The sequence below is a fragment of the Streptomyces sp. NPDC058685 genome, from assembly GCF_042714725.1.
GTDB lineage: Bacteria > Actinomycetota > Actinomycetes > Streptomycetales > Streptomycetaceae > Streptomyces.
Genome location: NZ_JBHXSL010000005.1, coordinates 46619 through 72204, shown reverse-complemented (window position 1 = coordinate 72204; position 25586 = coordinate 46619). Strand labels below are relative to the sequence as shown.

Annotated in this window: 17 protein-coding genes; 4 read left to right on the top strand and 13 right to left on the bottom strand. The window is 70.1% G+C overall.

Translation table 11 applies throughout. From position 1 onward, the window contains the following. Positions 1 to 2: 2 nt before the first annotated feature. The 10 genes from ACFWU3_RS06200 to ACFWU3_RS06155 form a co-directional block, all read right to left on the bottom strand. Entirely contained in the window at positions 3 to 1307 is a 1305-nt protein-coding gene (locus ACFWU3_RS06200; RefSeq protein WP_384431895.1) for an O-antigen ligase domain-containing protein, read from the bottom strand. Position 1308: 1 nt separating this feature from the next. After that, positions 1309 to 2829, bottom strand: coding sequence for a right-handed parallel beta-helix repeat-containing protein (locus tag ACFWU3_RS06195; RefSeq protein ID WP_384431892.1), 1521 nt, complete (start codon positions 2827 to 2829; stop codon positions 1309 to 1311). Positions 2830 to 2837: 8 nt separating this feature from the next. Next, positions 2838 to 4814 carry an alginate lyase family protein gene (locus ACFWU3_RS06190; protein ID WP_384431889.1) on the bottom strand — a complete coding sequence of 659 codons (1977 nt, stop codon included), beginning with the start codon at positions 4812 to 4814 and terminating at the stop codon, positions 2838 to 2840. Next, positions 4811 to 7018 (bottom strand): bi-domain-containing oxidoreductase, encoded by a 2208-nt coding sequence (locus tag ACFWU3_RS06185; protein WP_384431886.1) that lies wholly within the window; start codon positions 7016 to 7018, stop codon positions 4811 to 4813. The genes ACFWU3_RS06190 and ACFWU3_RS06185 overlap by 4 nt, the downstream gene beginning before the upstream one ends. A gap of 17 nt (positions 7019 to 7035) precedes the next feature. Next, positions 7036 to 8970: an asparagine synthase (glutamine-hydrolyzing) gene (gene asnB / locus ACFWU3_RS06180; protein WP_384431883.1), complete on the bottom strand. Its 1935-nt coding sequence runs from the start codon at positions 8968 to 8970 to the stop codon at positions 7036 to 7038. Between the two features lie 3 nt (positions 8971 to 8973). Continuing rightward, a complete protein-coding gene (locus ACFWU3_RS06175) occupies positions 8974 to 10494 on the bottom strand; it encodes a Wzz/FepE/Etk N-terminal domain-containing protein (RefSeq protein WP_384431880.1) in 1521 nt (506 codons plus the stop codon). Next, positions 10491 to 11858, bottom strand: coding sequence for a Wzz/FepE/Etk N-terminal domain-containing protein (locus tag ACFWU3_RS06170; protein ID WP_384431877.1), 1368 nt, complete (start codon positions 11856 to 11858; stop codon positions 10491 to 10493). The genes ACFWU3_RS06175 and ACFWU3_RS06170 overlap by 4 nt, the downstream gene beginning before the upstream one ends. Next, on the bottom strand, positions 11855 to 13120 hold the full coding sequence (locus tag ACFWU3_RS06165; RefSeq protein WP_384431874.1) for a glycosyltransferase family 4 protein: 1266 nt from the start codon (positions 13118 to 13120) through the stop codon (positions 11855 to 11857). The genes ACFWU3_RS06170 and ACFWU3_RS06165 overlap by 4 nt, the downstream gene beginning before the upstream one ends. Then, a complete protein-coding gene (locus ACFWU3_RS06160; RefSeq protein ID WP_384431871.1) occupies positions 13110 to 14435 on the bottom strand; it encodes a nucleotide sugar dehydrogenase in 1326 nt (441 codons plus the stop codon). Before ACFWU3_RS06160 ends, ACFWU3_RS06165 begins: the two co-directional genes overlap by 11 nt. Before the next feature lie 82 nt (positions 14436 to 14517). Further along, the gene (locus ACFWU3_RS06155; protein ID WP_384431868.1) at positions 14518 to 15996 is read right to left on the bottom strand and encodes a sugar transferase; all 1479 of its coding nucleotides are present in this window, start codon (positions 15994 to 15996) and stop codon (positions 14518 to 14520) included. Between the two features lie 1251 nt (positions 15997 to 17247). On the opposite strand from ACFWU3_RS06155, the gene ACFWU3_RS06150 reads away from it, so the two are divergent. Together ACFWU3_RS06150 and ACFWU3_RS06145 are read left to right on the top strand one after the other, a co-directional pair. Further along, positions 17248 to 17967 (top strand): hypothetical protein, encoded by a 720-nt coding sequence (locus ACFWU3_RS06150; RefSeq protein ID WP_384431865.1) that lies wholly within the window; start codon positions 17248 to 17250, stop codon positions 17965 to 17967. An 887-nt stretch (positions 17968 to 18854) separates the two neighbouring features. Beyond that, the gene (locus tag ACFWU3_RS06145) at positions 18855 to 19550 is read left to right on the top strand and encodes an SDR family oxidoreductase (RefSeq protein ID WP_384431862.1); all 696 of its coding nucleotides are present in this window, start codon (positions 18855 to 18857) and stop codon (positions 19548 to 19550) included. A gap of 555 nt (positions 19551 to 20105) precedes the next feature. On the opposite strand, the gene ACFWU3_RS06140 is transcribed toward ACFWU3_RS06145, so the two are convergent. From ACFWU3_RS06140 to ACFWU3_RS06130, 3 genes are all read right to left on the bottom strand, one after another. Then, positions 20106 to 20831 (bottom strand): ABC transporter permease subunit, encoded by a 726-nt coding sequence (locus tag ACFWU3_RS06140; RefSeq protein ID WP_384431858.1) that lies wholly within the window; start codon positions 20829 to 20831, stop codon positions 20106 to 20108. A gap of 107 nt (positions 20832 to 20938) precedes the next feature. Further along, positions 20939 to 22501: an ABC transporter permease subunit gene (locus ACFWU3_RS06135; protein WP_384431854.1), complete on the bottom strand. Its 1563-nt coding sequence runs from the start codon at positions 22499 to 22501 to the stop codon at positions 20939 to 20941. After that, positions 22498 to 23445, bottom strand: a complete 948-nt coding sequence (locus ACFWU3_RS06130) for an ABC transporter ATP-binding protein (RefSeq protein WP_384431851.1) — start codon at positions 23443 to 23445, stop codon at positions 22498 to 22500. Before ACFWU3_RS06130 ends, ACFWU3_RS06135 begins: the two co-directional genes overlap by 4 nt. Before the next feature lie 218 nt (positions 23446 to 23663). On the opposite strand from ACFWU3_RS06130, the gene ACFWU3_RS06125 reads away from it, so the two are divergent. Then, complete coding sequence (locus ACFWU3_RS06125) at positions 23664 to 24824, top strand: sensor histidine kinase (RefSeq protein WP_384431848.1); 1161 nt, start codon at positions 23664 to 23666, stop codon at positions 24822 to 24824. Then, positions 24821 to 25498, top strand: a complete 678-nt coding sequence (locus ACFWU3_RS06120; protein WP_384431845.1) for a response regulator transcription factor — start codon at positions 24821 to 24823, stop codon at positions 25496 to 25498. Before ACFWU3_RS06125 ends, ACFWU3_RS06120 begins: the two co-directional genes overlap by 4 nt. Positions 25499 to 25586: the final 88 nt, after the last annotated feature.

The following is a 25586-nucleotide window of genomic DNA, read 5'->3' as shown; positions in this document are numbered from 1 at the left end:
GGTCAGGTCACCTCCGTTCTCCGGGCCCATCGCGGGACACGCCGTCGAGGGACAGGGGGCGTTGCGAGGGGGGCGGCCGTGGGCGGCGCCGCGAGCAGCGAGGCGGCCAGGGCCAGATGCAGCAGATACGGCGAGGCGTCGCCCAGGCCGGCTTCGGTGTACGACGCGATCGCGCAGTAGCTGATCAGGAAGATCGCACAGGCCCGCTGCAGCGAGGGTGGCCGCAGCAGGGCGATGCCGCCGAGGACGACGATGATCGCCGCCACCAGGGTGACGCCGATCAGTCCCTGTTCCTGGTAGACGGCCAGCCAGCTGTTGTCGATCGGCAGCCCGCCGAACGACTTGTCGCCCAGGCCCATGCCGAACACCTTCTCCCCGGTCGTCCGGGGTGCGGCCAGCAGGGCGTCCCAGACCTTGGCACGACCGGTGAGACTGGAGAAGTTCTCCTTGGTCTGTCCGCGCAGGAACCACGCCTGGAGCAGGGAGGAGAACCCCACCGCGGCCACCGTGGCGCACAGCACCGCCCAGGTGAAGAAGCGACGGGCCGCGGCGCTGGTGAGGAGGAGCGATCCGATCGCGAGCACCAGCCCGACGAACAGGCCGAGTGTGGCCGTCCGGGTATGGGTCAGCGCGAGCAGGACGAGTGAGGGCACGATGACCACCGACGCGCCGAGCTTGTCGGTCCGGCGGCCCACCACCAGCAGCACGGTGAGCCCGATGATCACCGCGGCGTACTGCCCGATCTGCGGCGGGGTGAGCGGCCACAACGCGCCGACCAGCCGCCCGCCGTAGAGCTCGGGCAGGGCCGCGCCCGGTGAGATGAGCAGGCCGGCGGCCACCGACCCGAGCACCGCGAAGTACATCCGGATGTGATGCCGGACGAACGTCAGGCCGCCGTCCCACCAGCGACTGAGCAGCCACAGCGTGCCGACGAAGAGGGCCAGCCGGGCACAGCGGAACAGGGCGCCGAACCCGGACTCCAGGTTCGCGCTGGAGATGACGCTCGCCACCAGGAGCAGGGTGAGCAGGGACACGTACGCGCTGGCCCGGATTCGAAGCCGGAGATTGACCGCGAGCGCCAGCGTGAACGCGGCGACCAGCGCGCCCATGGTGACCATCTGGATCAGGGACCGGGGGAGCGGGACGATGGTCTTCGCCCCGGCGGAGCCGAGCGTGTTGAGGACCAGCAGTCCCCATACCGTCCCGACGATCCTCGGGGAGCCGGCAGGGCGCGGCGCGGCGCCGGGTTGCCCACCCGCCGTGTCCGGTCCGTCCGGCAGCCCACCGCGTTGGAGATCCTGGGCCATCTCAACCACCGGCCCGGGGGTCGAGCGTGCTGCCCGCGTCCTGCTCGTACGGCACACCCTGCCAGCGCACGAAGTCGAGGACCTGGCTCGGGTCGTGGGCGACGAATGTCCACGGTCCGACGTAGACGTTGTCGCGCCAGCGGTTGTGCTGCGTGCGCGTGATCGCCTCGGAGACCCGCTCGCCCCGGTACGGCGACCAGTCCGGATAGGTCCCGTAGTTGGCGAGAACCGCCATGCGGTCGCAACTCACCGTGCACTTGACGACTGCCTTGTCCAGCACGAAGCGGTTGTCGTGGATCTCCACGCGCTGCGTCTTCCACCGGCAGTCGCCGTACAGCGGTGCTACGGCGATGGCCGGCTTCTTGCAGCGGGCGATGTCCGGGACCAGCAGGGTGCAGTCACCCGACGAGGTGTTGGCGGGGCTGTTGCAGAAGCGGTCGGCGTTCTCCCACAGGGTGATCCCGGACCAGTTGTTCTCCAGCACGTTCCGATAGATCTCGATCTTGTCGGTGCGGGCCTTGATCCGTGGCTCGCCGCCGGACTCGGACACGTAGACGGTCGCGAACGGGAAGGTGTCGCCGCGGTCGGCTTCCAGGCGGCCCTCGACCCAGTTGTTCCGCCGGATCGTGTTGCCCCGGATGACCGCGTTGTAGCTGGTCTCGTAGATCAGCGCGGCGCCGTCGTTGCCTTCGATCAGGTTGTTCTCGATACGGAAGTCGTTGTTGTTGGTGTCCGCCCACAACCCTGTTCCACGGTTGTCGTGCACCCAATTGCCGCGCACATCGGCGCCGTTGACGGCCCAGAACTTGATGCCTCCGGTGCAGCCGCAGCCCTCGCGCCGCCGCTCCCAGTCGTCGGTGTTGTTGCCCGTGATCTCGTTGCCCTCGACCACCAGGCCGCTGATGGGCCCGCCGCCCTTGTACGCGTTCATGCCGTACTGACCGTTGCCTCGCAGGCAACTGGCGCGGACCTGCTGGCGGGCACCGGCCATCAGCCCGGCACCGGAGTTGTCCCGGATCGTCGCGTGTTCGATCACCCACCCGTCGGCCGAGTCATGGTTGACCACGCCCTCGTCCAGCGGTGCGACGAAGCGCTGCACGGTCAGATGCCGGATGGCGACGTCGCGGGCTCTGCCGCCGAACGCGTACTGGTTCTTCTTCCGCCCGTCGAGCACCGCGCCCGGCGCACCGAGGTAGTGGTTCCCCTCCTTCGGAACGACCTGGGCGAACCGGTCCGAGTCGAGCGTGTGCTTGCCCGGCCGAAGCCAGAAGGTGGTGTGGGGCGGGCTGCTCCTGGTCTTCGCCGCCAGGTCGCCGACGACCGCGGGGTCGACGGTGACCGCGCCCGCCGGCGCCTGCGTCGGCCCGGCCGCCGGCTCGGCGCACACGCGCGACACGGTCCTGGACGACGGCGCAGCGCTCGGCTTCGCCCCGGCGTCCGACGTGCTGTCACAGCCGGTCGCCAGCAGTGCCAGAGCCAGTGGTGCCGCCGCCCACGCCGAGTGCCGTCTCGTGAATCCCACGCGCCCTCCTAGCCGTGGAACCTGAGCACGGTGGTGAACTCTCCCAGCGGCGCGGCGGCGTCGGCGGAGCCGGTGCCGACCAGCGTGGTGGAGGGTTCCTTGCGCCCGAATCCGGGGGAGTACCAGCCCAGCGGCGGGTCGCTCTCTCCGCGATGCTCGCGCCAGTTCAGCTGCTCGGGCAGGTCGAGCACCGCGGAGCGTCCTTCGCCGTCCCGGGTCCAGGTGAGCACGGCCCGGCTTCCCACCAGGTCCGCGGTGATCGCGGGGCCGAGGTGGAACGCCAGTTGTACGGCCCGGTTGGGACCACGTACCTCGTCGACCACCCTCAGCTCCCGGCTCGCGGCCGTCAGTTCCACCCGGCGGCGGTGCACGGAGCCCTGGTAGCCGTCGTGTTCGGCGCACCAGCGGGCCGTCCCTCCGTCGGCGGCGCCGGAGGTGTCCGCGACCAGGACGCGGCTGCGGGCGTGCCGGGTCCACAGGAACGGGCCGCCGGAGACGGACTGGTCACTGCCATCCAGTTGCAGGGTGTTGTGGGCGAGGGTGGACCGGAAGTACTGACGCCATGCGGGCTGCCCGTGGTAGCAGTACGTCCCCGGGTCGGCGAGCACATCGACTCCGTCGTGCCGGACCTCCACGGACAGCGCGTCCGCGTGGGCGTGGGCGGCGATGGACAGGAAGCCGTGCGGACCGCCGTCGCAGCGGCACCAGATCTCCTCCGGACCGCGCAGGACGGTCATGCCGGCGTCGGCGAAGTGAGCCGGCCGGCTCACCGGGCGCGCCTCTTGCGGTGCGGTTCGTTCGGCCGGGTACGACCGGATGAGCGCGGCCAGCAGCGGGGTGCGCACATCGGTGTCCGTTACCGCCGGCCACCAGGCGAGCCGGCCGAACACGGCGTCTCCGGTGTTCAGCAGGGAGGCCCAGCGGTCGGTGCCCGCGCCGTCCACGATCAGACCGTGGCCGTCGTCCGCGTCGCCCTGACGCGGCGGCCGCAACCGGTTGTCCACGACGGCCGCGAGCGCGTCGGTCATCCGCAGCAGCACCAGCCGGATCGATGCGGGGACCGGCACGTCGGCGGCGTCCGCCTCGGCCACCGCGGCCAGGCCGAGCTCCAGCACCAGTCCGTGGTACTCGGTGGCCAGTTCACGGTTGAGGCCGGAGTCGAAGGTGTTGCCGCGCAGATGCCGCTCCAGCGACCGCAGGGCTTCGGCCCGCCAGCGCGCCGAGGAGGGGAACCACCCGAACGCGCAGGCCGCGGCGAACTGCCCGGCGGCCTCGGCGATGACGTGGTTGTTCGCCGACGACCCCCGGCTGGGGAAGGCGGCCAGCCAGCGCTGGTGGTGCCAGATCTGGTTCAGCGCCACCGGGTTGTCCTCGAACAGTCCGGCCGCGCCCGGCCAGCCGTCGAGCAGCCGGCGGATCCACACCCAGGACAGCAACCGGATCCCCAGCTCGATGCCGCTGATCCAGTGCACCCCGTGCAGCGGCGCGTTGGCCGCCCACCACAACCGCAGATGCTCGGCCACGCGCTCGGCGTACCGCTCGTCCCCGGTGATCGCGTAGGCGGCGGCGAGCACGGTGAGGTACTGGTGCCGGGACGGCTCCCAGATCTGCTTGATGTCCCCGACCGCGTCCTCGTCGCGGTACGGCACGTCGAAGGCGTAGCCCCACGGAGCCCGGCGCCCGGTCTTCGGGTCGTACCACCAGTCCGGGTCGACCAGGTCGTCGCGGACCACCCCGAAGTACTCGACGTGCCCCGCCATCTGCCGGTCCGCCTCGGTGATGAGACGTTTCGCGGCGTCCGGTGGGACCGAGGCGATCGCGTGGGCGGGCAGCGCCGCCGTGAACCGGGCGCCGGTCACGGTCGGGCAGGCCGGCGGCGCCGACCGCCACCGCCGTCTGCGTACCGCGTCGCCCGCCCGGCCGCCGACCTCGCGCGGTCCCATCCGGGACAGGCGCCGCAGGTACCAGCCCGCGGTCATGGTCATCGCGCGCTCGCCAACGTCACCGGCGTGCCGCCGGCCAGGCCGGTCTGCACGGCGAGGGTGGCCGCGGTGGTGGCGACCAGCGACTCCAGCGGCACGGGCATCGGTCCGCCGGTCCGCACGGCCCTGACGAACGCGGCCAGTTCGGCCTCCTGGCCCTTGTCCCGGGCCTTGGGCAGCCGCGAACTGACCCACCGCTTGCGGCCGCTCCCTCCGTCCGCGAACAGCGAGGCGCGGACGAAGTCGTCGAACCGCAGCACCTTCCCGTCCGCGATGAGATCCAGCGTCTCCTTCGGGAAGCCGGCCGCTCCGGTGGTGACGTAACTGATGGTCGCGGTGGAACCGTCCGGGTAGCGCAGCACGATCTGCAGGTCCTCGTTGCCGGACGGGGCGACCGCGTACACCGAGACGGGATCGGCCTCCAGCAGCCAGCTCGCGGTGTCGATGAAGTGTCCGCCCTCGCCCGCGAACCGCGAGCCCTCCGTGCCCTGTTGGAGGTACCAGCTGCCGTGTCCGAGGCGGCCCGCGTTGACCAGGTAGCGCAGGCTCGCCGGACCGGTCCGGGCGCCGAACCGCTTCTTGGCCTCCTGGAGCAGCGGCGCGAACCGGCGGTTGAAGCCCACCTGCAGCCGGTCGTTGCCGGACTCCTCCACCGCCGCGAGCACATCCGCCAGGTCGTTCTCGGTGAGTGCCAACGGCTTCTCGACGAACACCGCCTTGCCGGCCAGCAGCGCCCGTCGGGTCAGTTCGGCGTGCGAGCTGTGGCGGGTGACGACGAACACCGCGTCGATGGCCTTGTCGCCGAGCACGGCGTCGAGGTCGGTGGTCGCCTCGGCGAAGCCGAACTTCCGCTGGGCGTTCGCCGCGGACAGCGCCGTCGTGGTGACGACGGTCGACAGTTCGACGCCGTCGCGCTGTGCCAGATGAGGCAGCAGCATCGACGTCGCGTAGTTGCCCGCGCCGACGAACGCCAGCCGCACCGGTGACGTGGCGGCCACGGCCCGGGTGGACCCCGGGCCGCTGCGTGGCTTCACGGCGGGCACGGTCACCGCCGGGGCCTCGGCCTGGGTTGTGTGGTCGGCGGGACCGGGGTAGCGGAACAGCACGGCCACGGCCTTGAGTTCGCCGTCCTTCAGGCTCCGGTACGTCTCGACGGCCTGGTCGAAGTCGGCGATGTGGGAGATCAGCGGCTCCACGTCGACGCTGCCGCGGGCGACGAGGTCGAGGAAGCAGGCGAGGTTACGGCGCTCGGTCCAGCGCACATAGCCGATCGGGTAGTCCCGGCCGTCGAGTTCGTACTCCGGGTCGTAGCGACCGGGGCCGTAACTGCGGGAGAACCGGACGTCGAGTTCCTTCTCGTAGTACGCGTTCCACGGCAGGTCGAGGCGGCACTTGCCGATGTCGACGACCCGGCCGCGGTCCCGGCAGAGCCGCGCGGCCAGCTCGACGGGCTGGTTGCTGCCGCCGCCGGCGGCCAGGTACACCTGGTCCACGCCGTGACCGTCGGTGAGTTCGGCGACGGAGTTCTCCACGACCGCGGAGGCCGGATCGCCGCAGGCCGCAGCGCCCAGGCGCTCGGCGAGTTCGCAGCGCGCCGGGTCGGGGTCGGCCCCGACGACGCGCACCCCCGAGGCGGTGAGAAGCTGCACCACCAGCTGCCCGATCAGCCCGAGACCGATGACCAGAGCCACTTCGCCGAGCCGCGACTCGCCCTGGCGGACGCCCTGCATCGCGATCGACCCGACGGTGCCGAAGGCCGCGTGCCGCGGAGCAAGGCCGTCCGGCACCGGGGCGTAGAGGTTCTTCGGCACCCAGTTCAGCTCGGCGTGCAGCGCGTGCTCGTTGCCCGCGCAGGCCACGAGATCGCCGACCTTCACGTCGTCGACGCCGGCGCCGACCTGCTCGACCACCCCGCACAGGGAATAGCCCAGCGGCGTGTACGAGTCCAGCTTGCCCATCACCTTGCGGTAGGTCGCGGGCACCCCGTTGGTGGCCACACTCTGCATGACCTTGGCCACCTGGTCCGGGCGGGAGCGGGCCTTGCCCAGCATCGACATGCCGGCCTCGGACACCTTCATGAGCTCGGTCCCGGTAGATATCAGCGAGTAGGCGCTGCGGACCAGCACCCCGCCCGGCTTGCACCCCGGCACCGGCACGTCGAGCACCGCCAGCTCGCCGCTCTTGTAGTTCTGTACAACCTGCTTCACCCGTACTCCTCTGATTCCTAAGCCGTGTACCGAGTGCTCTGGCCGGACCCAGAGGTCGCGTCGCGATACCAGTACTCGAGGGTCAGCACATGCCACAGATGCTTGGAGAAGTCCCGCTGCCCGGCGGCGTCCTCGGCGGCCATGCGCGCCAGCGCGTCGCGGCGCAGGAAACCGGAGTTGACCAGCACCCCGTCGTGGATCACCTCGCGTACCAGCGGTGCCAGATCCCGGCTCATCCAGGCGCGCAGCGGCGCGCTGAACAGGCCCTTGGGGCGGTACACGATCTCCCGCGGCAGGACGGAGGCGGCCGCCTCCTTGAGGACGGCCTTGCCCTGCCGCCCGACGATCTTGCGATCGCCGGGCACGGCGAACGCCGCCCTGACCACCTCGACGTCCACATACGGCACCCGCACCTCGGTCGACGCGGCCATGCTCGACCGGTCCGTGTAGGCGAGGTTCAGGCCCGGCAGGAACATCCGGGCGTCGCCCAGGCACATGCGGTTGACGAAGTCGTCGAGGTCGTTGTCCTCGTAGATGTCGGCGTGCTCGGTCAGCACGTCGTCGACCGTCCCGGCCAGGTCCGGATCGATCAGAGCGAGCAGCTCGTCCTGGTCGTACATGGTGTAGCTGCGCCGGAACGCGGTCTCCTCCGGCAGATCGGCGAAGGACAGGAACCGCTTGGCGAAGCGCACCGACCGGTAGCCCCGGCGGGCCGAGGCGACCGGCAGCCTGTCCACGACCGCGGACACTCCACGCCGCAGGGGCCGCGGGACGCGCTGATAGCGCAGCGCGAGCACATTGGCCAGGTGCTTGCGGTACCCGGCGAACAGCTCGTCGGCGCCCATCCCCGAGAGCATCACCTTGACCCCGGCCTCCCGGGCGGCCGAACAGATCAGGAAGGTGTTGATCGCGGCGGGGTCACCGATCGGCTCGTCCAGGTGATACGTCATCTGGGGCAGCAGGTCGAGCACGTTCGGAGCGATCTCGATCTCGTGCAGATCGACGCCGAACCGCTCCGCCACCTGCCGGGCATACCGCAGATCGTCCGGCATCGCCTCGAACTTGGCGTCCTCGGCGCGGAACCCGATCGTGTAGGCGGAGATCCCGGGCTGGTGGCGGGCCGCCAGCGCGGTCAGGTAGCTGGAGTCCAGACCGCCGGAGAGGAACGTCGCCACGGGTACGTCGGAGAGCAGATGACGCCGGGTCGACTCCTCGACGACAGCGGCCAGGTCCGGCTGCTCGCCGGCCAGCGCCCGCTCCCGCCCCTCGGCTGCGACGTCCTTCAGATGCCAGAACCTGCCGCGCTCCACCCGCCCGTCGGGCCGGCACCTCAGCCAGCTTCCCGGCGGCAGCTTCTCCGCTTCGCGGAACGCGCACCGTGAGTCCGGCACCCAGTAGTACAGCAGTGAAGCCACCAGCGCCGCATGGTCCACCTCCAGCGACCCGCCGGTCGCGGCGGCGAGCGCCTTGAGCTCGGAGGCGAACACCAGGCCCCCGGCGCGCCGGAGCAGGAACAGCGGCTTGATGCCGAGCTGGTCCCGGGCGAGCACCAGGTCACCGGTGCGTTCGTCGAAGACCGCCAACGCGAACATGCCGCGCAGCCGGGGCAGGCAGTCCGTGCCCCAGCGCCGCCACGCCTCCAGCAGCACCTCGGTGTCGGAGGTGCCGCGGAAACGCACTCCGCCGGATTCCAGCTCGGCCCGCAACTCGGGTGCGTTGTACAGCTCGCCGTTGTACGTCAGGGCGAGGCCGTCCGAGACCATCGGCTGGGCGCCCGTCTCGGACAGGTCGATGATGGCCAGCCGGCGGTGCCCGAGGTGGACCTCGCCGTCACCGAGTTGGTGGCCGTAGCGGCCCGCCCCGTCGGGACCGCGGTGGGCGAGGGTGTCGGTGAGCCGGTCGGTCACGACCTTTCCGTCGGGCCATCGGTACGTGCCTGCGATGCCGCACATGTGCTACCGCGCTTCCTGGTTGCTGTCCGGGACCCGTGCCGCCGCCATCGGCAGCCGCTCCGCCTGCCGCCGGCCCGCCCCCTGCTGTCGGGCCGGCCGCTCGCTCCGGCCGCGCAGGGCGATGTGCAGGCCGTCCCACAGCGTGCCGTCGGTCCGGTCACGCGGGTCGGGGTCGATCAGCACCACACCGATCACCGGTATGTGCTGGTCCGCGAGTTGCCGTGCCACGGTGTGCAGCCATGCGGCACTGGCGTGCCCGGCCCGCACGACGAGCACGGTCCGGGTGCCGAGGTACTGGAGGTCGGTCCAGGCCGTGCCGGGCGCCACCGTGCCGACGCCGAGCAGGCGCTCCTCGGGCGACACGGTCGCGACACGCTCGCCGCTGACCACGGTGGGATCACCCGGCTTCGCGCGTCGGCCGGCGAGCTGCGGGCCGGGCAGACCGTCGACGACGACCACGGGCCCGTCGGCCGCCAGCGCCCCGGCGACGTTCAGCGCGAGCACACTCGCGCTGCGCGCACACCCCAGTTCCAGCAGCGACAACGGTTCCGCGGAGCCGCGGGCCGTGCGGGCCAGGGTCCCGGTGAGCCGTTCACGCGCCACCCGGGTCCGTCGGCGCTGCCACAGCCTGCCCGACCGGCGGGGCAGTTCCGCGATGACCGAGGCACCCAGATTCGCCGCGATGTCCCGGCGCAGCACGGGACGGTCCGCCACCACGGTGCCGACCGCGGCCAGCGCGAGTCCGACGACGAGTCCGAGGATCAGCCCGATCGCGGCGTTGGTGGCCGCCGCCTTGGGCAGGGAGTGCCGTACCGCGCGCGGGGCGTCAACGATCTGTGTGCCGGCGACGACCTTCGGAGTTCCGGTGCGCGCCTCCGCGGCGCGCTGGTCGAATTCGGCTATCCGCGAGCTGAGTTCGGCCCGACGGGCGAAGAGCGACTCGATGTTCGCCGACGCCTTCGGGTCGGCATCCGGGGACTGCTCGCCGATCGCCTTGTTGACCTCGCCGAGCTCGTCCCGCATGCGGTCGCGCTGGTCGAGCAGGGCCGCGGCCTCGGCCTGTGCGGCTCCCCGCATCCGCCGCACATGGTCCGCGACGAACGCATCGGCCAGCGCCCGGGCCCGGGCCACCGCTTCCGCGTCGTCGTCGCCGGTCACATCGATCTGCAGCAGGTTGTTGGTCAGGCCGGTGCCCCGGTAGTCCCGCATGAAGTCCTCGGGCTTCTCCGGGGACTTCAGGGACCGCAGGGCGATGCCGGCCACCCGCGTGGTCTGCAACAGCTCGACGTCGGTGCGGATCAGCGTTCCGGTGTCGTTCGGCTGGTCCTCCTTGTGCGCGACCAGCACCTTGGTCAGCGCGCTCGGCGGCGGCGGCAACAGAACCGCGAGCGCCGCGCCGATCAGCAGGCCGAGGAGCGCCATCGCGCTCCACAGGCGGCGGCGCCTGCGCACCGCCACCACCAGCCCTTGGAGGTCGAGGAGCGTGACAGCGCCCGACGACTCCGAAGTCGTGCTTGTCGTCACGCTGAACCTCCCGTAGCACGGCCGCGCACCGCGAGTTCCGGAGTGGCGTCGTCCGCAGGACGGGCGACGGACCGATGGGGGCGGGCCCGGACCGGGCCGGCGACGACGACGCCGAGGACCTCGTGTCTGCCGTCCGCGCACGCCTCGGCGATGCCGGCGAGCTCCTCCGCGGTCCAGCTGCCCGCGCTGAGCACCACCAGGGCGCCGGACTCGGTGTCGCGGTCCGGGACCAGTGGCCGGTCCACCGCAACCTCCACCACTCTTAGCAGCGGATTGCCCCTGGCCTCGGCGACGAGCTGTACGGCGGCCCGGCGGGCGATCTCGTCGCCCTCCGGTACGACGACCAGCAGGGGCCGGGGGAGCGGCAGCAGGTCCCGGACGCGAGCGCACACGCGGCCGTAGCGGATCTGTCGTCCGCTCTCGTCGCCGGACTTCTGCGGGGCCGGCATGTCCCACCGGGTGTCGGTGCCGAGGAGCCGGCGGATCCATGCCCGTGGACCCCGGCCTTGCGGCCGGTGCCCGCGCCTGTCGTCGGGCACGTCGACCGTGCCGAGCAGTGCCGAGCCCAGGGCGGCGGCGATCTCCCCTTCGGTGCGCAGCCGGCGATTCGTGCGTGCGGCGACGAGATGGCCGATGACCGCGAGCAGGAAGAACAGCAGTGCCCCGGCGACGATGAGCTGCGTCCTCGTCGGCGGTGCCTCACCGGCCGGCTTGGCGGCCGGGCCCATGACGATCATGCCGGCCTTGTTGTTCGCCGGGTCGGCCTCGTCCAGCTTCGTCATGGCCTCTTCCAGCGAGGTGCGCAGCTTTTCGAGGGAGGTGCGGGCCTGCACGCTCTCCACGGTCCGCCCCGGATCGGCCGCGTTGGCCAGTTCGCTGATGCGGCGGTTGGTCTCCTCGACCTTCTGCCGCAGCGCCTCGGGCCCCGTCGCCGCGCCGGGAGCGGTGCTGCCGCCCGCGATCCGCTCGGCGAACGCGACGAACTCCTTGGCCACCCGGTCGGAGAGTTGCTGCGCGCGTTCCGGAGTGTCGGCCGTACCGGAGATCTTGATGATGTTTCCGTCGGCGGCCTTGGCGCTCACCCGGTCCCGCAACTCGCCGGCGCCGACGTCGGTCCAGTCGAGAGCGGCGCCCGCGCGGTCGACCACCGTCGAACTGGTCGCCACATCGACCTGGGTCAGCAGCTCGCGCTCCTCCCACTGCCCCGGCAGCAGTACCGATGCCGACGCCGTGTACCGCGGAGGGAACACCAACGAGGCGCCGTAGCCGACGAGTGCGCCCACCACGGCGAGGAGCGCGAGAAGCCGCCACCTCCGCCGGAGAATCCGCCCCACGGTGACCAGGCGGATCGTGTCATCGCTCAACGGTGCTGCCTCTTCCCTGTGCGTACGGGGGTGCTCGCCGAGACCGGAGACCGGTCACGGCACGCGGCGGAGTAGGCGGCGAGCAGCGAGGCCTGAGAGTTCCGCCAGGAAAGCTCCCCGCTGATCCGCTCCTGGCCGATCTTGCCCATCCGGGCCCGCTTCTCCGGATCGTCCATCAGCAGTGCGATGAGCTCGGCGAACTCCGCCTCGTCGTTGGCCGGTGCGTAGACGGCGGCGTCATCGGCGGAGACGCGCGCCTCCTTGAGGTCGAACGAGACGATCGGCCGGCCCATCGCCATGTACTCCAGGACCTTGTTCATGGTCGACACGTCGTTGAGCGGATTGCGCGGGTCGGGGGAGAGGCACACGTCCGCGGTGGACAGGTAGCGCACCAGGTCGGCGTCCGGAATGCGCCCGGTGAACTGCACCTGCTCCGTGAGCCCCAGCTGCCGGGACAGCTCCACCATCGCGTCGAACGCGTCGCCGGCGCCGACGAACACCGCGTGCCAGTCGGTCCGCCCGAACTCGTCGCGCAGCTTCGCAAGGGCCCGCAGGGCGTAGTCGACTCCGTCCTGAGGACCCATGACGCCGAGGTAGCACAGCAGATGAGGTTTGCCGCGCTTCAACTCCGGTTCGGGCGGCACCGGTTGGAACCGGTCGGTCTGGGGCGCACTGCGCACCACGAACACGTCCTCAGGGCGTTTACCGCCACGGCGCATCGCGACGTCCCGGTAGCTCTCGTTCGTGGCGAGCACGATGTCCGCGGCCCGATACGTCCGCCGTTCCAGCGCACACACGCCGCGATAGAGCAGGTCCTTGCCGCGGTCGAACCGGGAGAGGTACAGCTCGGGTACCAGGTCGTGCTGGTCGAAGACGAACCGCGCGCCGCGCCGTTTCAGCCACAGCGCCGGCAGGAACAGCAGGTCGGGCGGATTGCAGGCGTGGACCACGTCGACCGGGCCGACCTCGCGGGCCAGCCGGGCTGTGTGCCACAGCGCCGTTCCGTACTCGCGGAGGTAGCCGGCCGGTCCACCGGTGGCCGCGCGCAACGGGTAGCGGTGGATCCGCACCCCGTCGATCACCGCCTCCGGTTCCGTGTCCCTCTTCTCCCCCCGGGGACAGATGACGTGCACCTCCCAGCCAGCGTCGCGGAGCGTCGTGCACTCCTGCCACACCCGCCGGTCGAACGGCACCGACAGGTTCTCCACCAGGATCAGCGCGCGACGGCCCGAGCCGTCGCCGCTGATTGCGTCACCAAGCAAGGCCCATGTACCCCGGTTCGGTCCGGCGCGTCTCGGCGTCGGGAAGGCGGATGAGGTCGATGATCACCGGGTCGCCGCCATGGGGCAGCGCCGAGAGGACGGCCGGGTCCCTGGTCCCGACCAGGCACACCTCGGCGTGGTCGAGCACCTCGTCGACGGAGTCCGCGAGCAGCTGCGCGAGGTGCGGCAGCCGGGTCTCGATGTACTCGCGGTTCGCGCCGAGGAGCCGCGAGAGGCTCACGTTGGCGTCGTGGATCCGCAGGTCGTATCCCTTGCCGTGAAGTTTCTCCGCCAGTTCGACGAGCGGGCTCTCGCGGAGGTCATCGGTGCCGGGCTTGAAGGACAGTCCGAACAGGCCGACCTTGCGCTTGCCGGTGCGCTCGACCAGCTCCACCGCGCGTTGCAGATGGTCGGAGTTGGAGGGCAGCACATGGGAGAGGATGGGCACCGAGACGTCGGCCCGCTGTGCCGCGTGGACCAGGCTGCGCAGGTCCTTGGGCAGGCAGGAGCCGCCGAAGGCGAAACCGGGCCGCAGATAGGCGGGGCTGATGTTCAGCTTGCGGTCGGCCAGGAACACGTCCATCACCTGGTGCGAGTCCACCCCGAGCGCCTGGTACACCGCGCCCAGCTCGTTCGCGAAGCCGATCTTGAGGCCGTGGAACGCGTTGTCCGCGTATTTGATCGCCTCGGCCGTCGGGACCGGCACCCGGAACACCTCGCCGGGCAAGCCGTCGTACAGCGCCGAAACCGTATCGCCGCTTGCCGTGTCGAACTCGCCGATGACGGTCTTCGGCGGGTCGAAGAAGTCCCGCACGCTCGTGCCCTCGCGCAGGAACTCCGGGTTGACGGCGACCCCGATGTCCACGCCGGCCGTGCCGCCGAGGGATTTCTCCAGGATCGGTACCAGCAGGTTCAGGCAGGTGCCCGGGAGCATCGTGCTGCGGAACACGACGGTGTGCCGCCCACTGTGCCCACCGCCGGCTGCCAGCGCGGCGCCGATCTGCTCGGTGACCCGCTCCAAGTAGGTGGTGCACAGGCTGCCGTTGGGCTCCGACGGCGTGCCCACACAGATCAGAGACACCTCGCTGTCCCTGATCGCCTCGCGGACATCGAGGGTGGCGCGCAGTGCCCCGGTCCGCACGACGTCGGCGATGAGCTCGCCGATCCGCTCCTCGACCACCGGGGCCTTGCCGTCGTTGACCAGGTCGACCTTGACCTGGTTCACGTCCACCCCGATGACCTCGTGCCCCATGCTGGCCAGGCACGCGGCCGACACACAGCCCACGTAGCCGAGCCCGAAAACGCTGACTCTCACGACCCGTTCCTCCCCCCAGGCAGGCCCTCATGGCCTGCGTCACATGCGCCCGCCGGCCGGCCCGGCCGCCGCCCTCCGCGCATCAGTAGGCCCCCTGCCCGTGGAGCACTGCCCGCAGGGTCTTCCACAAGATCACTGTGTCCAGGGCGAGGGACCAGTCCTCCACGTAGCGCAGGTCGAGGCGGACCGCCTCCTCCCACGGCAGGTCGCTGCGTCCGCTGATCTGCCACAGCCCGGTGAGTCCGGGCTTGACCAGCAGCCGCCGCCGGATGTCCGGTCCGTACGCGGCGCACTCCTCCGGCAGCGGAGGCCGCGGGCCGACGAGCGACATCGAGCCCGTGAGCACGTTGAAGAGTTGCGGGAGCTCGTCGATCGAGTACCGGCGCAGTACCGCTCCCACCCGGGTCACCCGCGGATCACGGCGGAGTTTGAACAGCAGCCCCGCCCCCTCATTGCGGCCGGCCAGCTCGGCTCGTGCCCCGTGGGCTCCGGAGACCATCGTGCGGAATTTCAGGATGGTGAACTCGCGGCCGTCCTTGCCGACCCGGCGCTGGCGGTAGACCGCCCCGCCCCGGCTGTCCACCATGACGAGCAGCGCGACGAACACCATCAGCGGCGCGAACAGCATCACCAGGACCGCCGCTGCCAAGCGGTCGACAACCCCCTTGACCGCCCGGCGGCCTCCGGTGAAGGTCGGCATGCTGACCCTCAGGAGGGGGATTCCGAGCACCGCGTCGACGTGCAACCGCGGGCCGGCCACCTCCATGAGCACGGGGGCCACGACCATCTCGGCATCGCTGCCCTCGAGGTTCCAGGCCAGCCGCTGCAGCCGGTCCGGTGACCAGTGTGGGTCCGGGGTGACCGCGACGACTCGGTAGCCGTCGCGGCGGACGTGGCCCGCGACGTCCGACAGCAGTCCGACGACCGGCACACCGTCCAGTTGGTCACCGTCGATGCCGAGACCGTCCGTCGTGCACACCGCGTCCACCCGCCAGCCGAGGTGCGGGAACTTTCGGGTCCGGGTGATCAGGTCGCGCACGGTGGCCGGGCTCCCGGCAGCGAGCACCGGTCTCAAACACCGTCCCTCGTAACGCTGTTTGTGCAGCCCGAGGCGGAGCAGATAGCGCGTGGTCATCGTGACGAGCGCGATCGCGGGGATCGCGACGAAGATCCACAGCTTGATGTTGCGTGAGGTGAGGGCGATCCCGCCGAGCGCCAGTACGACGGTCGCCGTGAACAAAGAGCGTCCGAGCCGGCGGAACTCCTCGGCGCCCTGTCCGAGCACGGCCGGGGCCCACGACCGGTTCACCGCAAGTGCTGCCAACACCAGCAGTTCGGTGCCGAATGCGAGAATGCCCCACTTCTCGTGCCAGTTGGCCGCGTCTCGGGATCCGAAGAAGTTGCCGATCGCCGCCACCACCGATGAGGTGGCCACGGTATCGCTGATGATCACGGTACGGCGGTATCGCTGTTCCCAGCCGTTCACAGGCCGGCCGATGACCCCATCCGCCAGACGCCCTCGCGTCGACGGAACAGGGCCGACTAGTCCTCCCTGCTGCACAGAACCCCCCCAGGCTCCCAGTGGTTCGACGTGCTCGCCTAACACCGTTCCTCCCCCCGGGAGGCCCCCGCCCCCCCGCACGCATCCACCCCTCGGGAGGCACATCGCCCCCCGCGCCGCGCTGTTCCTGACTGTGGGAGGGCCCCCGCCCGCCCCTTGCACGACATCACGGCTGCTTCAGGGCACGGCGAACAAGCCGCCCTGGCAGCAGTGGACTTGCATGTCTTGCCGAACTCTCGCGGTGCACTCGAGCCCGTCGAAACCTCGGGTGCTCCCCGCACCCGAACCCCCCTGACGGGACCCGAGATCGATCATCCCCACGTCTGACACCGGGGACATGACTGCATGCTGTGCGTAGTGCCGGACTTTCAGATCATTGTTGGCTGCCTCGTGCCCGAGCGGTTGAAGCACGGTCAATCTAGACCAACTGGGGCCAGTATGTAGAGAGAACGTGTGCAATTTGTGCTCAAGCTTTGAGGCTGAACCGATCGGCAGGTGTTCACGGGGGTCTTGACGCCGTCGGGTACCTGTGGAGCGGGAGGTGAGGGCGCTGGTGTCCGGCGACATGGTCGTTGCCGCTTGTCCGGCAGCGCGCGGAGACCCCTTTGGCCTGCCTCGTAGGGCACCTGGCCTGGGGCTGCGGGGTGTTGGCCCCGTAGCCGGCCGCCCTGCGGGCTTCGGTCGCGGCTCCCCGACGTGCGGCAGGCGCAGTGAGCGCCCCGTGGTGCTCCGTGAATGACAAGTTCCCCCCGGTCTGTGCAGCGGCCCGTCGGGCGATCAGTGACGGACACCGAGGGGCATCGTCCTCGGCCGGAGACAGGGCCGCCATACCGCAAACCCGTACAAGGGGCGCATGGACGTGCTCCGGGCGCACAATGACCGAAATCCGCCTGCGCGAGGGGGAGTTGGAGATGCGGGCCGACGAGGACGTAGGCGATGAGCGCGCTGCGGGTGCGCCCCGCGGCCGCGGGAGTGAAGACCGCCACGGGCGTCACGCCGACCGGTGCGGGCTGCGGGGCATCCGGCACGGGGATTTCACGGTCGACTTTGAGCTAGGCAAGGCGATTTCTGATCGTGTATTTCCCTTCGGCTCAACCTGTTGAGGTGCCCGAAGTGTCGTGCCAATCTAATGGGTTGACGGATGTCAAAGGTTGGCATGGCCCTTCGTCATGGCGAAGGGCCGCGGATGAATTCGGGGAGCCGGCGGTCATTCCGAAGCATCCGGCCGTTCTCTCGGGAGGAGTTCCTATCGTGGCGACACACATAGGCAGCTGGGAACAACTGATCAACGTGGACGAGCAGCAGGAGCCTCTGCTGCACAGGATGGACGGCAAGGACGCCGGCGCTGGAGCGAGTAACCGCATCGTGCTCCACAGTGCAGAACCCATCGAGAAGTTCGTCGCCTACCTGACCACCTATGAGCCGACGTTCCGGTTGGTCAACATGTACCCCGGCTCGAGAATCTACCTGTCCTACGGGAGCTACCTCAAAGCCGTTGGTGGTGAGACCAAGCAGGCGAGCGCCCTGAATCCCATCGACATGGGTTGGGCGCAGAACACCATCAGCCCGGAACTTGCGGTGCCCAACAAGAGCGGCAAGACGAAGATCAAGGCGTTCAACTTGTTCATGAAGGGGAGCACTGCGGTTCTTTCCCCACCGAGCGCCGCAGCGATGGCCATCGAAAAGGTTGTTCTGAAGCGCGACTACTACGTCATGATCTCCGGCAGGCAGGACATCATCGGCCTGAAGGGGGAGGTGACCCGCATTGTCCTGCACGAGTGGTCGCCGGACAGCAAAGACGATCAGGTGACCTTGACGTTCAAGGACATCGGTGACGCGCTCAAGGAGCATGAGGAAGAGGTGGAGGAACTCAACGAGAGTGCGGTGCAGGCGTTTCTGCGAAAGATCAAGGAACACTCCGATCATCACCACCACCATGAATTCTTCCACGGCCTCTTCCATCACAAGTAGGGAGGGTTGTAGAAGGCCTTTGCGGGCATCGCCTGTGCCTCAGGAGGCTGTGGGCATCGAGCGGCCATGGTCGACGTCACCTCGCGGCGCTCGCGCAAGGCCGGCGAGGCAATTGGGCTCTCGACCGGCCGGAGCGGGATGCTGATCCGCTGTTTCGCGCCGGCGCAGCTGAACCACCCTGGTACCTGATGCGCCGGATGGCGGCGATGCGGCAGGTGTCGGTGAAGAGAGCTTCCTCTTCTCGCGAAGGCCGCCGAGCCTCTGCTGCGTCTTCGACGCCATCCCGAGCCTCGCGGTGGCGCGGTCCCTCGCGCCCCGCTGGTGCACCGGGGGAACGCCATTCACTTGCCCCTTGCCCGTGTGCGTGGTGACCTGCCCAGCTGAGAATTCCCTGCCGGTTCCGGAGTCTTGAACGGTGCCGGGCCGCCCGCATCACACCACACGGGCCATGTCCCGGGCTGCGCCGTGGCGCATCTGCCCGTCGGCGAACGGAGATGCACACCACGGGGGTGCCGGATCCGTCGCTCCATACCGGATTCCTCATTGCCGCAGGTGATCGTCCCGTTACGGGCGGCGATCCGCTGCGTCGAATACGAATGGCCTATACCGTGGGAATCGGCGGCTTTGCAGTCCCGCTCGACGATCGCTTCTCCGCAGCAGGCCGCCGCAAGGGATCGAGAACGAGTGCCTTCGGTGACCACGTCCCTTGGCCGACTTCCCATGTCCCGCGTCGCAACCGCTGGCCCGATCGGCCGGCTGTGCCTCGTCCGTTCGACCGCCCGCGGATCGTGGGCGCAGGCACGGTCGCCATTCCAGCCGTTCTTCAATCGAGACATGACATCTTCCGCGGGTGTCGAAAGCTCCCTCCCACGCGATGAGGTCTGACCATGACTGAGATTTCCGGGACGCGCGTCCTGGTCACCGGAGGGCAGAGAGGGCTCGGAAAGGCTCTCGTCGACGCGTTCCTCGATGAGGGTGCGTCGACGGTCTACGTCACTGCGCGAGAACCGAGGCCCACGAACGACCCGCGGCTGGTTTCCCTGCCGCTGGAAGTCACCAACGACGCGTCCGTCGCCGCACTGACCAATGCCGTCCCCGATGTGAACATCGTAGTCAACAACGCAGGCGCAACGGTCGCACGCGGCCTGCTCACCAACCGCATCGACGACGTAGCGGCACTCTTCGACACCAACGTTCTCGGGCCACTGCGCATGGCGCAGGCTTTCGCCCCCGCTCTGAGAAGGAACGGAGGCGGGGCCCTCGTCAACGTGCATTCTGTGATGTCCTGGGTGGCCGGCGCGGGCGCCTACGGGGTGAGCAAGGCGGCCCTGTGGTCCTTGACGAACTCCCTCCGCCTGGAGCTCAAGGACCAGCACACTCAAGTCCTCGGAGTCCATCTCGGTTACACGGACACTGACATGATCAAGGCGCTGGACGTACCCAAGAGCGACCCGAACGACGTGGCGGCGAAGGTGATGGTCGCTCTGCTGGACGGAGAGTCCGAGGTCTTGGCCGACGATGTATCGGTGCGGTACAAGCAGGCTCTGTCGGGGCATGTCGACGGCCTGTCCATTGCATTCTGAACAACGTCGGGCTTCGTCATGGCCGGCGGCCGCGCCGGAATGCCGCTCGAGGACAGCGGGATCCACCTGCCTCGTGGAGAACCGGAACTCCGCCAACCACGACCCCTTCTACGGCAAGGACGGCGACCTGACCGGCTCCGAGTAGGAGTCCCAGGAGGTCAGGTCTCCATGCTCGCCCTGCACCTGCTTCAGTTCTCTCTGGTGCACGTCAACACCCTGTTGCTTCAGGACATCCTGAGCGAAGAGAAGTGGCAGAAGCGGCTCACCGACGCCGACCGGCGGGCTCTGTCCCCGGACCTACGTGAGCCCTTACGGCCGGTTCGATCTCGACATGAATCCCACTTCGCCCTCGTCGCCGCGGCGTCCATGGTGCCTGACCCTCGCACCGCGCCCGAGGCGGAAGCCCTCCGATCGGCGGCGGACAGTGGGTCCGGGGCGGCATCCCGAAGACCCGCCCGTCCGGCGTCGCTCCCGGTCGGCTGACTCGTCGACCAGGTGAGGCGCCGGGCCCGGGAGGGGCCCGAAGCCACCGCGCTCGCCGGCGGCTCGATTTGGCTACGCGTCGCGCCTGTGCAACAGGAGGCTGCCGATCAACAGCGCGGCCGCAGCCCACGTGGCGAGCACACCCAGCCCGGCCCGCGGGCCGATGGGCAGTTCGTGCAGATGGACGGTGGCTTGGACCGTGAGTCCGGCGGTCATGGGCGAGATCTGCTGGAGGCGGTGCTGCCACTCCGGGTCGCTGACCACCCGCGTGACGACTGGGAAGAGGTAGAGCAGCCCGAGCACGATCCCGATGGCGCTCGCCGTGTCCCGTACCGCCGCCGCCACGCCGAGGCCGATCAAGGCGATCAGGGCGAGGTAGAAGACCGTCCCCACGGCCGCCCGCAGGGTCGGGCCGTCTGACAGGGAGAGCGGGGCATAGCCGTGCGCCTCGGTGAATCCGTTGCCGGGCAGGATGTAGCGGCCGGCGAGGAGGGAGGCCAGGACGGCAGCCGTCCCGGAGGCGAGGACGACCGTGGTGAGAATCGTCGCCTTGGCGGTGAGGACGGTGATCCGGCTCGGCACTGCCATGAGCGTGGTGCGGATGATCCCGGTGGCGTACTCGCCGCTGACGGCCAGCACCGCGAAGACGGCGATGACCGCCTGTCCGACGGTGACGCCGGTCAGGGCGAGCTTGACGGCGTCCTGGCCGCACCCCGTGTCCGGGCACTTCACGGCCTTGGCGGTGCCGCAGCCGACGGCCACGGTCAGCGCGATGCTGAGCAGGAGCAACCTGCCCATTTCCCCTGCGGTGCGCAGTTTTGTCCACTCCGCACGTAGGGCGCGGCCGAAGTCCCCTCGCCACGCGCCGTCAGCCGCGCTCGTGAGTCGTGCATCGCTCAGGAGATTCATACGTCCCTCCCGCGCAGCCGCACAACGGCCAGGCCGAAGGCGAGCGCGGCGTAGCCGCACAGCATGGCGAGGCCGGCCCACGGCGTCAGCGGGTAGTAGCCGGTCGACGGCTCGTACACGCTGAGCACCTGCGTGTACTGCGGCAGGGTCTGCTGGATGGCGAAGCCCGCAGCTGGGGTCACCCGCAGCAGCCACTCCGAGACGCCCGGGGGTAGTACTCCGGAGGTGGCAAGCAGGAAGGGCAGCACGATCGACGCGATGATCAGGGCGACCGCCGTGCCGCTGCGCCGCAGCAGGGCACCGACGCCGAGAGCGAGTACGGCGGCGGCTGCGCAGAGCAGGCCGGTTCCGACCATGACGCGCACTTCGGTCGCCGACGTGACGGGGAAGACATGGAAGCCCCTGCCACGCGCGCTGCGTTCCCCGATGGGAATGGTGATCGCGGCGGCGAGCAGGCCGATGGCGAACGCGACGCCCCCGGCTACCAGCGCCTTGGCGCCAAGCACCCGGCTCCGCAGGGGAGTTGCCGCCATGGTTGTACGCAGCAGACCACGCCGATACTCGCTGGTGATGAACACCGTGCCCACGGCGATCACTACGATCAGCCCGGCGAATGTGCCGACGAGGAAGTTCTCGACGGAGAAGCCGACGCCCATGGCGGGCCCGCCGACGACCGGTGCGATGTCACCGGCCCCGGTCACGGTGAACCCGCCGCCGTCGGTCCGGGTAAAGCCGCCCTTGGTGGTGTTCGTGTAGCTGCCGGAGGTGCCCGCGTCGCCGCCCACCTGTGTGCCGCTCCACGTCCCCTGGGACCAGTCGCCGGTGAGGGCCGGGCGGCCGAAGGTGCCGGTGGCCGCGGCAGGGCTGAAGCCCGTGCCCGCCGCGGTGTCCTGCTTCGCCTCCGGTGACGTGGCGAAGAGCCCGGCCTGCACAGTGCGCGCAAGCCCAGGCAGCTTCGCATGTCCGACCTTGGTCCAGTTGGAGCCGCCGGTGGAGGTGTAACCGGTGAGGTTGTCGCCGGAGCGGACCAGGCGCAGCCAGCGCGGGGACTCCTGGGTGACCTTGTCGGAAGGGCCCGCCGTGTCGTGTGTGTAGTCGTACTGCATGCGCACGCCGTGACCGCCGGTGGCCATGACCGCCGCGTACGGGGATCCCTGTGTGAGGCTTTCCTTCACGATGATCCCTGCCTTCGCCCAGGGCTGGGCGCCCTGGGCCGTCTTGCCGATCCCGGTGTCCGCCACCCCGGTCAGGGACCGCAGGGGAACGGTGAGGGCGCCGTCGCCGGTGAGCGTCCTGTGGACGAAGTAGAAGCTGTCATTTACGGCCTCGCCGCCGGGGCCCTTCGGATACGAGGCGGAGTCGGCGCCGCGACCGCCGGGGGCGGGGGCGGCGGTGCCGAGCAGGCCGACCACGATCGTCACCAGGAGCGCCCCCGCCATGGCGAGGACCCAGCCGCGTACCGTACGGAACTTCGTCCACTCTGCGTGCAGCGTCCTGAGGAAGCCGCTCCGCTCAGCGCGCCTCGTGGCCGGGGCGCGAGGGGTGAGGGTGGCTGTCATCGCGTGACCTCCCCCGCCGGGATGCCCCGATACTCCACCGCGTCCCGGGTGAGCTCCGTGTACGCCTCTTCGAGCGTCGCCCGGTGCGCGGACACCTGGGAGAACGGCACCCCGTTTCGGGCAAGCAGGGCCACGATCTCCTCGTCGGGCAGGCCCGTGACGCCGAGGGTGTCGGGGCCGGTTGCGAGAACGGTGGCGCCCGCGCCGTGCAGGACCTGGGCGGCGCGCGGAGGCGCGGAGGTACGCAGGGTGACCCGACCGCTGGACGCCTCAGCGAGCAGCTCGGACACGCTGGTGTCCGCGACGACCCGGCCGCGACCGATCACCACGAGATGGTCCGCGGTGTCTTCGAGTTCGCTCATCAGATGACTGGAGACCAGGACGGCGCGACCCGACCGGGCCAGCTCCGCCAGGAAGCCGCGCATCCACACGATGCCGTCGGGGTCGAGGCCGTTGAACGGCTCGTCCAGCATGACCACCGGCGGGTCACCGAGCAGCGCCGCCGCGATCCCCAGGCGCTGGCGCATGCCCAGCGAGAAGCCGCCGGCCTTGCGCCGGGCCGCCGTGCCCAGGCCGGCCTGTTCAATGACCTCGTCCACACGCCGGGGCTGCACGCCCTGTGAGTGGGCCAGCCACAGCAGGTGGTTACGGGCGGTGCGGCTCGGCTGCAGCGCGGAGGCGTCGAGCAGTGCCCCCAGATGCCGAAGCGGGCGACGCAAGGTGCGGTACGGCACCCCGCCGACCAGGGCCTTTCCCTCCTCAGCCGCGTCAAGGCCCAGGATCACGCGCATGGTGGTGGACTTGCCCGCGCCGTTCGGGCCGACGAAGCCGGTCACCTGTCCGGGCCGCACGGTGAACGTCATCCCGTCCAGAGCCAGCTGTGGCCCGAAGCGCTTACGCAAACCGATGACCTCGATCGTCGCCTTCGTACTCTCATCGCTCATGGGCCCCACCCTGTGACGGAGCGAGTTACAGGGGCCGAACGGTCACTGTCATCTCGCTGTTAGGCGCCTCGGCTTAGCCTGGCCCGGTACGTGTCCTGGTGCGGTGGCGAGAGGGGAGCATGCGGATGAATTGGGGTCCGTCCCGACGGCTCGCGGGCCTGACTACCCGGCTCGCCCTGCGCCGTGGCACAGCCCGCACCCGCTTCACCGCCTTGTACGTGACTCTGTTCCTGCTGTCGGGAACGGCGCTGCTGGCCATCGCGGCCGTGGTGGCATCCGGCGGATCGCGCTCCAGCCAGACCGCCCCCGATGGCGGCACCGATCAGCCCCCCTCGGCGGCGCAGGCCCAGGGCCGCATCGACGAGTTGGAGCAGCAACTGGCCCAGGCGCACGACACCCAGTCCCGACAGATCCTGCTCGGCTCCGCCCTCGCCCTCGGCATCATGGCGGTGATCTCGGTCGGGCTCGGTTGGTTCGTCGCCGGCCGAGTGCTGCGCCCGCTGCGCGTGATGACAGCGGCAACCCGCCGGATCACCGCCGACAGCCTGCACGAACGCCTGGCCATCGGCGGCCCCGGCGACGAGGTGAAGGACCTCGCCGACACCATCGACGACCTCCTCGGCCGCCTGGAGGGCTCCTTCGACGCACAGCGCCTCTTTGTCGCCAACGCCTCCCACGAGCTGCGCACCCCGCTCACCACGATGCGGGCCTCCCTGGACGTGGCCCTCGCGAAACCGGGCCCGGTACCCGAGACCACGGCCACACTGGCCGCCCGGATGCGCGCCGAACTTGACCAGGTGGACCGGCTGCTGGAGAGTTTCCTCCTCCTGGCTCGCACCCAGCACGGCGAGTTCACCGACTCGGCGCTCCTCACCCTCGGCCAACTCGCGCTGACCGCCCTGACCGGAAGGGCAAAGGACATCGCGGCCAAGGGCCTGACCGTGCGTGAAAAGCGGATGGACGACTCCGCGTGGGTGTGGGGCAGCCAGACGCTGCTGCGCCGCGCGGTCGACAACGTGGTCGACAACGCGATCGCGCACAACGACCCCGGGGGCTGGATCAGTGTCGCGGTACGGGCCGAAGGAGACGACGCAAGAGCAGTGTCCCTCGTCGTCGAGTCCAGCGGACCGGTCCTCGACCAGCGCCGGGTCGCGGACCTCGCGCAGCCCTTCCGCCGCCTTGGCGCCGACCGGACCGGCACCGGCCAGGGCAGCGGCCTCGGCCTCTCCATCGTCGCGGCCATCACCCAGGCCCACCACGGCACCCTTGACCTGCGCGCCCGTCCCGACGGCGGCCTGCGCCTCACCATCACCCTCCCCGGTACGGACGGCGGGGCGACGGCGGAAGCTCCCAACACAGAGACAGGCCTGACGCATTGAGAGTCCTGGTGGTCGAGGACGCCCGCCCCCTCGCCGAAGTCATTGCCGAGGGACTGCGCGACCAGGGCATGGCCGTGGACGTGGCTCACGACGGGCTCGACGCCGCGGCCAAACTCGACGTCAACGCGTACGACGTCGTCGTGCTAGACCGCGACCTGCCAGGCATCCACGGCGACACCCTCTGCCAGATGATCACAGAGCGGGACGGCCGCGGGTTGGTCCTCATGCTGACCGCCGCCGACTCACCCAGCGACCGCGTCAGCGGCCTGACCTTGGGCGCCGACGACTACCTTGCCAAGCCCTTCCACTTTCCCGAACTCATCCTGCGCATCCGCGCCCTGGCCCGCCGCCGCCCCGCCGCCCGGTCCCGCACCCTGAGCACGGCGGGCATCGAACTCGACCCGATGCGCCGCACCGCCAGCCGCGACGGCCGCCAACTCGACCTCTCCGTCAGGGAATTCGCGGTACTCGAAGCCCTCCTTGATGCAAGCCCCGCCTTCCTCAGCACGGAGAACCTCCTCGAACAGGTCTGGGACGAGCACGCCGACCCGTTCACCAACACCGTCACGGTGACCATCAGCCGCCTGCGACGCAAACTCGGCGACCCCCCGGCCATCGCCACCACACCCGGCGTGGGCTATCGGATCATCGACACAGGCGCCCCACTCGACTGAGCATGGCGCCAGGGGCCGACGGCCCGCGAGCGGTGGCCGCGCTCAGTGCACCCGACTCCAGTCATCTGCGCAGCCGACTTCGCAGACT